We start from the raw sequence: 12,066 nt of genomic DNA, 5'->3' as shown, positions 1-12,066 counted from the left end.
CGGGATTCACGGCGACACCTTGCGAAACAGGCGCTCGCGCTTGGCAAGCGCCTCGAAGCGGTCGGCGTAGCCCGAAAAGTCGATGCTTTCCTTGCTGCCCAGGCCCAGGAAGCCGCGGTGGCACAGCGAATCGTGGAACAGGCCGAGCACGCGGTCCTGCAGGCGCCGGTTGAAATAGATCAGGACGTTGCGGCAGCTGACGAAATGGGTCTCCGAGAACACGCTGTCGGTCGACAGGCTGTGGTCGGCGAAGGTCACGTTGTCCATCAGGCTGCGCTCGAACAGCACGCCGCCATAGGCGGCCGTGTAGTAATCCGAGAATGCGGCCTTGCCGCCGGACTTCTGGTAGTTCTCCGTATACAAGCGCATGCGCTCGAGCGGGAACACGCCGCGCCGCGCGGCATCGAGCGATTCGGGATTGATGTCGGTCGCGTAGATGATGCTGCGTTCGAGCAGCCCTTCTTCCTTGAGCAGGATCGCCAGCGAATACACTTCCTCGCCGGTGCTGCAGCCGGCCACCCAGATCTTCAGCGACGGATAGGTCTTGAGGAAAGGCGCCACCTGCTCGCGCACCGCCAGGAAGTATTCCGGATCGCGGAACATCTCGGTGACGGGGATCGTCAGGTATTGCAGCAGCTGGGCGAAGCCGTTCGGCGCGTGCAGCACTTTCGACTGCAGTTCCGACACCGTGGCGCATTCCATCTCGCGCATGGCGACCAGCACCCGGCGCTTCTGCGAAGCGCCGGTGTAGTCGCGGAAATCGTAGTTGTACTTCAGGTAGACGGCCTCGACGAGCATCCGCAGCTCGATGTCGAAGTCGCTCGGGGGTTGGCTCAAATTCGCTCCAGGGTGGGCATCCAGACCCGCAGCAGCGAGTACAGGCGGGAGAGGTCAATCGGTTTGGCCAGGTAATCGTTGGCGCCGGCGGCCAGGCACTGCTCCTGGTCGTCCTTCATGGCCTTGGCGGTGATGGCGATGATCGGCAGGCGGTCGAAACGGCCGTCGGCGCGGATGCGGCGCATCGCTTCCAGCCCATCCATGCCCGGCATCATGATATCCATCAGCACCAGGTCGATCCCCGGCACCTCATCCAGTTTCGCTATTGCTTCAAATCCATTGCGACCGACTTCGATCCTGGCCCCGCGCTGCTCCAGCGCCGACGTCAATGCGAACACATTGCGCACGTCGTCGTCGACCAGCAGGATGGTGCGGCCTTCGAACACTCGGTCGCGTCCGCGCACCGCCTTGAGCATGGTCTGGCGCTCGGTCGACAGCTCGGACTCCACCTTGTGCAGGAACAGCGTCACTTCGTCCAGCAGGCGCTCCGGCGAACGCGCGCCCTTGATGATGATCGAGCGCGAATAGCGCAGCAGCTGCGCCTCTTCGTCGCGCGTGAGGTTGCGGCCGGTATACACGATCACCGGCGGGAAGGAACACAGTTCTTCGTGCGACATGCGTTCGAGCAGCTCGCCGCCCTGCATGTCGGGCAACTTGAGGTCGATGATCATGCAATCGAACACGTCGCTCTTCAGATGGGTCAGGGCCTCGCTGGCGGTGCCCACGGCCGCGATCTCGACGTCGTCGTCGGCGATCAGGGCCACCACGCTGTCGCGCTGGCGCTCGTCGTCCTCGACCAGCAGCACGCGCTTGATCTTCTGGGCCGACTTTTCCTGCAGCTTGCGGAACACCTCTTCCAGCGCTTCGCGGCTGGCCGGCTTGAGCGCATAGCCGATGGCGCCCAGGTGCAGGGCTTCGCCGCCGTTCTCGATGCTCGAGATGACGTGCACCGGAATGTGGCGGGTCGACGGATTGTCCTTCAGTTGCTGCAGCACGGTCAGGCCCGAGCGGTCCGGCAGGCGCACGTCCAGCAGCACGGCGTCCGGACGCTGGCTGACGGCCAGCGCCAGCCCCTCGTCGGCGCTCATCGCCACCAGGCAGCGGTAATCGAGTTCGTGGGCCAGGTCGTACAGGATGCGCGCGAACGGCGCCTCGTCCTCCACCACCAGCACGGTGCGGCGGCCGTCGGCCGATCGGTCGCGGTCGTCCGGGAAGCTGCCGACCGGTTCGGCGCTGCCAGTGGGCGTAGCGGGCGCCGTGGGCGCCACGGCGGTCGGCGCCGCTGCGGGCGCCGGCGTGTAATGCGGCAGCGGGGCCGACACGACCGGCAACTCGGCCGGCGCCGGCAGCGCCGGGATGCCGCGCGGCAGGACCAGGGTGAACACGCTGCCCTCGTTCGGCGCGCTCGATACGGTCACGCTGCCGCCCAGCAGGCGGGTCAGGTCGCGCGTGATCGACAGGCCCAGGCCGGTGCCGCCGAACCGGCGGCTGGTGGTGCCGTCGGCCTGGTGGAAGGCGTCGAAGATCTTGTCCTGCTGGTCGGCCGCGATGCCGATGCCGGTGTCCTGCACCCGGAAGGCAACGTCGCCGTCAGGCGTGGTCGCCACGGACAGGCTGACCGAGCCGACTTCGGTGAACTTGACGGCGTTCGACAGCAGGTTCTTGAGGATCTGCTCCATGCGCTGGCGGTCGGTGTGCAGGCTGGCCGGCACGCCAGGCTCGACGGCGATCCTGAACTCGAGCTGCTTCTGGCGCGCCAGCGGCTCGAAGGTGCGCGCCAGGCCCTCGACCACGCGCCGCACCGGCACGTCTTCCGGCACCAGCTCCAGTTTGCCCGCCTCCACTTTCGAGATGTCGAGAATGTCGTTGATCAGCTGCAGCAGGTCGTTGCCGGCCGAATAGATCGTCTGGGCGAAGCGCACCTGTTCGTCGGAGAGGTTGCCGCTGGTGTTGTCGGACAACAGCTTGGCCAGGATCAGGGAGCTGTTCAGCGGCGTGCGCAGCTCGTGCGACATATTGGCGAGGAATTCGGACTTGTAGCGGCTCGCGCTTTCGAGTTCGACCGCGCGCTGGTGCAGTTGCTCCTGGGCCGCTTGCAGGGCCGCGTTCTTCATGTCCAGGTTCAGCGCCTGCTCGGCCAGCTGGTCGTTGGTCGTGCGCAGCTCGGCCTGCTGGTTTTCCAGCGCCGACTGCGATTCTTCCAGCGCGCGCGACTGTTCTTCCAGCTCTTCGTTGGCGGTGCGCAGCTCTTCCTGCTGCACCTGCAATTCCTCGTTCAGGGTCTGGCTTTCTTCCAGCGCGGCCTGCAGGCGCTGGCGATACAGCACCGCGGCCATGGCTGCGCCGACCGACTGCGCGATGAAGCCCAGGAACTCGCGGTCGCGCTGCTCCACCGGCCGCAGGAAGGCGATCTCGAACACGCCCTTGACCTTGCCGTGGTTGTGGAACGGCGCGATGATCACGGCGCGCGGCGCCGTGTCGCCCAGGCTCGAGCTCACCTTGACGTAGTCGGGCGGCAGCTGGTCGAGGACCAGCAGGCGGTTCTCTTCGGCTGCCTTGCTGGCCAGCGTGGCGCCCGGCGCGATGAACTCGGCGCGCTCGGTGTCGGTATGCCTGAAACCATAGGCGCCGATGCGGCGCATCGCGCCATCTTCGCTGCGCACGTACATGGCGCCGATCACGCCGCCGAGGTATTTGACCACGTAGGGCAGCACGGCCTCGGCCAGCGGCTCCAGGTCGATCTGGCCGGCGCTGCGCATATTCAGTTCGTTCTGGCCGGTGCGCAGCCAGTCCTGGTGGCGCAGTTTTTCGTTGTGCTCGGCCTCGTGCCCCAGCACCTCGTTGTAGGTCTCGGACAGGCGCACCAGCTGGCGCCGGCCGAAGGCGGCCAGGCTGCCGCCGACGACCGCGGACAGGAGCAGGAAGGCGGCCACCGACCAGAAGGTGATGCTGCGCGCCGAATCGCTGCGCTCCTGCAGCAGGCCCATCTCGGACGCCAGCACCAGGTCGAAGTCGCGCCGCATCTCGTCGGTCAGCGCCTTGCCGCGGCCACTTCTGACGGCATCGATATAGCTGATGTCATTGGCGCGGCGGCGGTCGATCATCTCCTGGGCGAAGGCTTCCCACTGCTTCTGGATCTGGGAAATCCGGGTCAGGCGCTCGGCCTGGGCGATGTTGTCCTTGACCAGGTCGCCCAGCGACTCCAGGCTGGACGCCATGCGCTGCCTGGACTGGACGTAGGGCGAGAGGAATTCTTCGTCACCCGCCAGCAGGTAGCCGCGCATGCCCGCCTCCATGTCGGCCGACAGCTTGCGGATCTCATGGGCCCCGCCGATCACCTTTTGGGAATGCTCGACCCAGGTCAGGCTGTTGATCAGGTAGGCGATGATGCCTACAAACACGAGCGCGCTCACGATACTCATGCCCAGCGGCAGCGCGACATTACGGGTAAGGATGCGGCGAAACTCGCTGTTTTTGATGGTTGGACCGGCCATGCTTGTTGTTATGTTAGAAAAAAAATATCCCAAGTGTAACTCAACTACATGATTCGACGCACACCAGAGCGGCACGGTCGTGCGCAAGCCGGTAGCGGCCGGCGCACGATGATCTTATCAAAATAAACACAAATTCCACAAGGCGCCCGGCGCGCCGGTTGTTCGGCCTTAGGTCATCTGGGCTGCCAGGTAGGGCGCAGTGCGACTTTTCTTGTTGCGCGCGACTTCCTGGGGCGGGCCGGAAGCCACCACCGAACCGCCTTCGTCGCCGGCGCCGGGGCCGACGTCGATCACCCAGTCGCTGCCGGCCACCACCCGCATCGTGTGCTCGACCACGATCACGGTGTTGCCGGCGTCGACCAGGCGGTTCAGCTGCACCATCAGGCGGTCGGCGTCGACCGGGTGCAGGCCGGTCGTCGGCTCGTCCAGTACATACAGTGCATTGCCGCGCGTGGCGCGCTGCAGCTCGGACGCCAGCTTGATGCGCTGCGCCTCGCCGCCGGACAGTTCCGTGGCCGGCTGACCCAGGCGCAGGTAGTCCAGGCCAACCTCGCTGAGCACTTCCAGCGCGCGCTCGACCGACGCTTCGTCCTTGAAGAACGCGCTGGCTTCGCCCACCGTCATGCCCAGCACCTCGGCGATGTTGCGGTCGCGATAGCGTACCTGGAGCGTCTCGGCGTTGTAGCGCGCCCCTTCGCAGGTCGGGCATGGCGCGTAGACGCTGGGCAGGAACAGCAGCTCGACCATCACGAAGCCCTCGCCGGCGCAATGCTCGCAGCGGCCCTTGGCGACGTTGAACGAGAAGCGGCCGGCATCAAAGCGACGCTGCTTCGCATCCTTCGTGGCGGCGAACAGCTTTCTCACCTGGTCGAAGAGGCCCGTATAGGTCGCCAGGTTCGAGCGCGGCGTGCGGCCGATCGGTTTCTGGTCGACCCGCACCAGGCGCCGCACGCCCTCCATGCCGGATACGATGTGGCCGGCCAGAGGCAGTTCCTCGTCGCGTTCCAGATCCGGTTCGTCCGGCTGCTCTTCCGGCTCCGCGCCGCCCTGCCCCAGGGCCTGGCTCACCAGTTCGACCAGCACCTGGCTCACGAGGCTCGATTTGCCGGAGCCCGACACGCCGGTCACGCTGGTCAGCACGCCGAGCGGAAAGGCGACTTCGAGGCCCTTCAGGTTGTTGCGGTGCACGCCCGCGAGTTTCAGCCAGCCGCTCGGCGCACGCGGCGTGCGCTGCGGCGGCGGCGCCTCGCCGAACAGGTAGCGCCTGGTCTGCGACTGTTCGACCTTGCGCAGTCCTTCCGGCACGCCGCTGTACAACACCTGGCCGCCGCGCTCGCCGGCCAGCGGGCCGACGTCGACCAGCCAGTCGGCCTGCCGGATCACGTCCAGCGCGTGTTCGACCACGAACAGCGAATTGCCGGCCGCCTTCAGCTCGGCCAGCGCATCGAGCAGGGCTTCGGTGTCGGCCGGGTGCAGGCCGCTCGAGGGCTCGTCGAGCACGTACACCACGCCGAACAGGCTCGAGCGCACTTGCGTCGCCAGCCGCAGGCGCTGCAGTTCGCCCGGCGACAGGGTCGGCGTGCTGCGTTCGAGCGCCAGGTAACCCAGGCCCAGTGCCAGCAGCACTTCCAGGCGCGCGACCAGGTCGGCGGCGATGCGGCGGCGCACGATCAGCTGCTCGTTGTGCAGGTGCGCCTTGTCCTTTTCCTTGTCCTTGTCCTTGCCTAGCGCATACGGCTGGAGCAGCTCGGCCAGGCGCGCCAGCGACAGGCGCGAGATCTCGGCGATGTCGTGGCCGGCGAAGGTGACCGACAGCGATTCGCGCCGCAGGCGCTTGCCTTCGCATTCCGGGCAGGCGCTGCTGACCATGTAGCGCGCCACGCGCTTCTTCATGGAGGCGCTCTCGGTATTGGCGAACGTCTGCGTGACGTAGCGCCGCACGCCGGTGAAGGTGCCCTGGTAGCTGGGCGTGTCCTTGCGCCGTAATGCCGCCTTCGTCTCCTTGGGCGTGAGGCCGGCGTAGACCGGCACCGTCGGGCTCTCGTCGGTGTACAGGATCCAGTCGCGGTCCTTCTTCGGCAGGTCGCGCCATGGCGTATCGACGTCGTAACCGAGGGTGACCAGGATGTCGCGCAGGTTCTGGCCATGCCAGGCCGGCGGCCAGGCGGCGATCGCGCGCTCGCGGATCGTGAGGCTGTCGTCCGGCACCATCGACGCTTCGGTCACGTCGTAGATACGGCCCAGGCCCGAGCAGCGCGGGCAGGCGCCCTGCGGGGTGTTGGGCGAGAACGATTCGGCGTACAGCAGTTCCTGCCCTGGCGGATAGTCGCCCGCGCGCGAGTACAGCATGCGCAGGGAGTTGCTGAGCGTGCTGACGCTGCCGACCGAGGAGCGCGCGGTCGGCGTGCCGCGCTGCTGTTGCAGGGCGACGGCCGGCGGCAGGCCTTCGATCGCGTCGACCTCGGGCACCGGCATCTGGTGGAACAGGCGGCGCGCGTAGGGCGAGACCGATTCCAGGTAACGGCGCTGGGCTTCCGCATACAGGGTGCCGAAGGCCAGCGACGACTTGCCCGAGCCGGACACGCCCGTGAACACCACCAGCTGCCCGCGCGGAATGTCGAGGTCGACGTTCTTCAGATTGTGTTCGCGCGCGCCGCGCACGTGGACGTAGCCGTCTTCGGCCCTGCTTTCGGCCATACGTTTCTTGTTGGAATTTTTGCTGGGCATCTGCCCTCCGACATCATCGAGAATCCACCATTGGACGCCTGCCGGCGCCCGACGTCGGTGCGCTTGCCAACAATGCGGTCAAGCCAGGGTCTCCAGGCGCGCACACAATCCATCGACGCCGCCCTGCCCCGCGAATCGCATGGCGAGCCCGGCGCTCTGCGCCGCGAGCTGCGTGTTCCCGACCACCCCTTGCAAGGCCCTCGCCATGCGCGCCGGCGTGACGCGCGCCGCGTGCAGGCTGGCGCCACCCCCCATCGCCACCACCCGCGCCGCGTTGTCGAACTGGTCGTGCGCCAGCGGCACGACCAGCTGCGGCGTGCCCGCGCGCAGGGCTTCGGCCGTGGTGCCGATGCCGCCGTGGTGGACCAGGGCCGCGACGTGGGGCAGCAAGGAGCGCAAAGGGACGTATTCCTGCCAGCAGACGTGGGGGCCGAGCGTGGCCGGCAACTGTTCGGCGTGCGGCGTCAGGAACACCGCGCGCAGGCCAAGTTCGGCCACCGCCTGCGCCGCCGCCTCGAAGTAGCCGCGCGCCTGGCGGTTGCCGGTGCCGGGGGTGAACACGACCGGCGGCTTGCCGCCGTCGAGAAAGGCGCGCAGCGCGGCGCTCGGCGCGGCGTTCGGGGCGGGATCGTGCAGCGGAAAGCCGGCCTGGTACAGCGGCTGCGGCCAGTCCGGCTGAGGCGCGGCGAACCAGTCGGGAAACAATGCCAGCGACAGGTCGGGAACGAAGGGAATGAAGTCGATCATGCTGGCGACCCGCGGCAAGCCGCGCTGCGCGCGCGCCTTGTTCAGGCCCGGCAGCGCCACCGGGTCGAGGGAGTACGCCGCCAGCGCCCGCCACAGCCAGCGGCGTGCGCCGTGCGGCACCCAGGCGGGCACCGGCCAGGGACCGAGCAGCAGCGGGTCGTGCACGGTCGGCAGGTTGGCGGGCGCCAGCCAGGCCGCCGCGACCTTGAGGCCAGGACAGGCGTGGCGGCACAGGTCGGCCTCCGGCAACGCCAGCGGATGCACCAGCAGCACGCGCCGCGCGTTCGGCTGTTCGCGCGCGAGCGCCTCGACCACCCGCGGCAGCTGCGCCATCGCCGGCCGCGTCGCTTCCCACACCACGGCCAGGCCGCGGGTCGCGTGCCACAGGTCGGGATGGTCGAGCACGGCCATGTCGGCCGGCAGGCCGTGGAAAGTGAGCCCGGCCGCCTTGACGTAGTGCGCATGCTGCTCCGGGCCGAGGAAATCGACCCGGTTGCCGCGCTCGCGCAGCGCGCGGCCGATCCAGAGGAAGGGAAACAGGTCGCCGGCCGAGCCGATCGTCGCCAGGATGAAATGCACCCGCTCTTCTCCTCTTAGAACGACAGCGTGCCTTCGATCGAATCGTCGAGCGTCTTGCCGAGCACCGCGCCGACCGCGACCTTGACGCCGGCCACCGCGTCGCCGTGCTTGTTGTCCCAGTAATAGCCGGCCTTGGGCGTGATCTTGACGACGCTGATGCGCGGATCGTCCTCGCCTTCCGTGAATCAGGTCTTGAGCAGCGGGTTCCACAATTGCTTGATGCGCGCCTTGTCTTGCGAGATCTCGGCGTGGCCGTCCAGTTCCAGGAAACCCGAATGCTTGCCCGACTGGAACAACAGCTTGACGGTCGGATTGGCCTGCACCTCCTGGTTCTTGTGGCTGTCGATGCTGCTCAGGAACCAGATGGCGCCGGCATCGTCGGTCTCGCGCACGCTCATCGGGCGCACGCCGCGGCTCGGACCCTGGCCATTGCCGGTGCAAAAGAAGCACGCATCGGCAGCGTCGATCATGTCCTTGATGCGCTCGATGGCGTCCACACCGGCCAGGTCGCGGCGGTTCTGTTCGGGTTGGTTGCGGTTGATGGAATCCATTGTCTTCTCCTCAAAGCGTGGCCATGTGGCCGATGAGAAGACTGTAACCGGATTGTTACCGACGGTATGTGGGAGGCCGAACGCTGGACGACGCTTCAGAAAAACGCGCCGCCCGGCGCCCGTTCATACCAGGGTCAGAGGAAGCGATCGAGGATCTTGCGGCTGTGCTTGTCGATCTTGAACATATCGCGCACCAGGAAGTTGATGCCGTGGCTGTCCGCCACCAGCAGCGACGCTTCGCCGATGCGGCGGATGTCCTCGTCCACCTTCAGCACGAACTCGGTGTCGCCGCGGTCGGTCTTGACGAACCAGGTGCAGGGCGTGGCGAAGCTCGTCACGTCCTTGATGGCCAGGATCTCGGGGATGAACTCGCGGCCCGCGATTTCCTCGCCGATCAGGGTGCGGATCGCGTCCGGCATGTCGGCCAGGTCGTCGATCCAGGCGACTTCCTTGCCGCCTTCGCGCACCAGCGAGATGCCCCTGGTCGGCGCCTGGATCGGGAAGGCGCGCACCGGCGTCACGCCGACCCATTCCTCGCCGTTTTCGAGCGTGATCACGAGTTTTCCAAAACTGTCGCGGCGCAGCTGGAAGGGGATGGTCGAAACGGTAGTCATTTATGCGTCCTTGTCGTCCAGGTCCTGGTCCACGTTGCGCGCCTGCGCTTCGTAGAGGCGGTGGTAGGCGCCTTCGCGCGCCATCAGTTCGTCGTGATTGCCTTCTTCGACCACCACGCCGCGGTCCAGCACCACCAGGCGGTCGGCCCGGTGCAGGGTCGACAGGCGGTGCGCGATGGCGATCGTGGTGCGGCCCTGCACCAGGTTGTCGAGCGCTTTCTGGATTTCTTTTTCGGTTTCCGAATCCACCGACGACGTCGCTTCGTCCAGGATCAGGATCGGCGGGTCGATCAGCAAGGCGCGCGCGATCGAGATGCGCTGGCGCTCGCCGCCCGACAGGCCCTGGCCGCGCTCGCCGACCATCGAATCGTAGCCCTGCGGCAGGCGCAGGATGAATTCGTGGGCGTGGGCGGCGCGCGCCGACGCGATGATCTCTTCGCGCGTTGCGTTCGGTTTGCCATAAGCAATATTCTCTGCGATCGTGCCGAAGAACAGGAACGGCTCCTGCAGCACCAGTCCGATGTTGCGGCGGTAGTCGGCCACGGCAAATGAGCGAATATCCTGGCCGTCGAGCAGGATCGCGCCTTCGGACACGTCGTAGAAGCGGCAGATCAGGTTGACCAGCGTGCTCTTGCCCGAGCCGCTGTGGCCGACCAGGCCCACCATTTCGCCGGCCTTGATCTTGAGGGAGATGCCGCGGTTGACCGCGCGGTTGCCGTAACGGAAACCGACTTCGCGCAGCTCGATATTGCCCGCGACCTTGTCGACCTTCACCGGATTAACCGGGTCCGGCACGCTCGAAACGTGGTCGAGGATGTCGAAGATGCGCTTGGCGGCCGACGCCGACTTTTGTGTCACCGACACGATGCGGCTCATCGAATCCAGGCGCACGTAGAAGCGGCCGCTGTAGGCGATGAAGGCCGACAGGGTGCCGACCGTGATGTCTCCGCGCGACACCTGCCAGATGCCGAAGCACCAGATCACGAGCAGGCCCAGTTCGGTCAGGAACGACACGGTGGGCGAGAACAGCGACCACACCCGGTTCAGCTTGTCGTTGACCGTCAAATTGTGCTTGTTGGCTTCGCGGAAGCGTGCCGCCTCGCGCTTTTCCTGGGCAAAGGCCTTCACCACCCGGATGCCGGGGATGGTGTCGGCCAGCACATTGGTCACCTCGCCCCAGACGCGGTCGATTTTCTCGAAGCCGGTGCGCAGCTTGTCGCGCACGATGTGGATCATCCAGGCAATGAACGGCAACGGCAGCAAGGTCACCACGGCCAGCCACGGATTGATGGTGAACAGGATCAGGCCCGTCATGATGATCATCAGCACGTCGGACAGGAAGTCGAGCAGGTGCAGCGACAGGAACACGCAGATCCGGTCCGAACCGCTGCCGATGCGCGCCATCAGGTCGCCGGTGCGCTTGCCGCCAAAGAATTCCAGCGACAGCCGCATCAGGTGTTCATAAGTGGTCGAGCGCAGGTCGGCGCCGATGCGTTCGGAGGCCAGCGCCAGCACGTAGGTCTTGGCCCAGCCCAGCAGCCAGGCCAGCAGTGCGGCGCCAAACAGGCCGCCCATGTATAAATAAACAATATTGGTGTCGATGGCCTGCCCGTTCTGGTACGGAATCAGGACGTTGTCCATCAGCGGCATCGTCAGGTAAGGCGGGATCATGTGCGCGCCGGTCGAGCCCAGCATCAGCAGGAAGCCCAGCAGCAACTGCCCTTTGTATGGCTTGGCGAAGCGCCAGAGCCGGAACAGCGTCCAGGTCGACGGCGGCGTATGCAGCACCTTTTCGCAGATCGGGCAGTCTTCCTGGTCCGGTTCGAGCGGGGCCTTGCAACTCGGGCAAGTGTGCTGGTCGGGCGGCTGCACGGGCACGCCGCTGGCCACGCTGTGCACCTGGTCGCGGAAATGGTCGGCGACGCGGATCGCGTGCAGGTTCTGGCCCAGGGTGAAGCGCCAGGCGGCCAGCAAGCCGCCGTCGTCGACCAGCTCGAGATGGCCGACGCCGGCGTGGTCATGGTGGTGCAGCGCGGTGCCGGCGCGGTGCGGCCAGTCGCGCCACCCGCTTTCGCCCGGCGCGCGCGCCAGCAGGCGGCGATCGGTGACCAGCACCAGGCCTTTTGAAAAATGTAATTTCGCGTCGAGGTCAACCTCTACGCTGCTTAAAACGTTTTCCCCTGGTGCAAGCTGTTTCGCGACGTCACTTTGCCACTGTTCAGGTACAGAACTGGCGGCTACCGCAAGCGACGATGGAATAGCAGGTTGTTGAGTTGTCATGTATTGCGCCCGATAACAGGCTTTTGTTCTCGAAGGGTGGACATGGCGCCGGCTCGGCGATGCACGAGGACCGTCGTTACGCCGTTGCGTGAAACGCTCCACAGAGCGGTAAAACGTTTGTGCGTATCGTTTGGATGACACGGAAAACGTGATAGTAGGAATGTTGCGGCGCAGCAGGTTGGCAAGTGGTCCTGTTTCAGGCGGGTCGCGGCCGCTTTCGGCACCGTTTTGAAAGTC

6 protein-coding genes and 1 pseudogene are annotated in these 12,066 nt (G+C 66.3%); all 7 read right to left on the bottom strand.

What is annotated here, in order from left to right:
- Positions 1-6: 6 nt before the first annotated feature.
- The 7 genes and pseudogenes from ABIB38_RS11410 to ABIB38_RS11380 all read right to left on the bottom strand — a co-directional run bounded on the left by ABIB38_RS11410 (position 7) and on the right by ABIB38_RS11380 (position 11,829).
- Positions 7-798 carry a CheR family methyltransferase gene (locus ABIB38_RS11410; RefSeq protein WP_429203941.1) on the bottom strand — a complete coding sequence of 264 codons (792 nt, stop codon included), beginning with the start codon at positions 796-798 and terminating at the stop codon, positions 7-9.
- A gap of 35 nt (positions 799-833) precedes the next feature.
- Positions 834-4,331 (bottom strand): response regulator, encoded by a 3,498-nt coding sequence (locus tag ABIB38_RS11405; RefSeq protein ID WP_429203917.1) that lies wholly within the window; start codon positions 4,329-4,331, stop codon positions 834-836.
- A 168-nt stretch (positions 4,332-4,499) separates the two neighbouring features.
- Entirely contained in the window at positions 4,500-7,028 is a 2,529-nt protein-coding gene (gene uvrA, locus ABIB38_RS11400) for an excinuclease ABC subunit UvrA (RefSeq protein WP_429203916.1), read from the bottom strand.
- A gap of 108 nt (positions 7,029-7,136) precedes the next feature.
- Entirely contained in the window at positions 7,137-8,384 is a 1,248-nt protein-coding gene (locus tag ABIB38_RS11395) for a glycosyltransferase (protein ID WP_429203915.1), read from the bottom strand.
- A gap of 14 nt (positions 8,385-8,398) precedes the next feature.
- Positions 8,399-8,935, bottom strand: a pseudogene (locus tag ABIB38_RS11390) (pyridoxamine 5'-phosphate oxidase family protein).
- Between the two features lie 134 nt (positions 8,936-9,069).
- On the bottom strand, positions 9,070-9,549 hold the full coding sequence (locus ABIB38_RS11385; protein ID WP_429203913.1) for a DUF1854 domain-containing protein: 480 nt from the start codon (positions 9,547-9,549) through the stop codon (positions 9,070-9,072).
- Complete coding sequence (locus ABIB38_RS11380) at positions 9,550-11,829, bottom strand: ABC transporter ATP-binding protein (RefSeq protein ID WP_429203911.1); 2,280 nt, start codon at positions 11,827-11,829, stop codon at positions 9,550-9,552.
- Positions 11,830-12,066: the final 237 nt, after the last annotated feature.

It is taken from the genome of Massilia sp. UYP11, from assembly GCF_050434805.1.
GTDB lineage: Bacteria > Pseudomonadota > Gammaproteobacteria > Burkholderiales > Burkholderiaceae_D > Telluria.
Note: the sequence above shows the minus strand (reverse complement) of the source record. Positions and strands in the feature narration are given on the sequence as shown.

Bases quoted from the DNA above. Each gene is read 5' to 3' on its own strand.
- ABIB38_RS11385 (WP_429203913.1), bottom strand. From the start codon at position 9,549: ATGACTACCGTTTCGACCATCCCCTTCCAGCTGCGCCGCGACAGTTTT.
- uvrA (WP_429203916.1), bottom strand. From the start codon at position 7,028: ATGGCCGAAAGCAGGGCCGAAGACGGCTACGTCCACGTGCGCGGCGCG.
- ABIB38_RS11410 (WP_429203941.1), bottom strand. From the start codon at position 798: ATGCTCGTCGAGGCCGTCTACCTGAAGTACAACTACGATTTCCGCGAC.
- ABIB38_RS11405 (WP_429203917.1), bottom strand. From the start codon at position 4,331: ATGGCCGGTCCAACCATCAAAAACAGCGAGTTTCGCCGCATCCTTACC.
- ABIB38_RS11380 (WP_429203911.1), bottom strand. From the start codon at position 11,829: ATGACAACTCAACAACCTGCTATTCCATCGTCGCTTGCGGTAGCCGCC.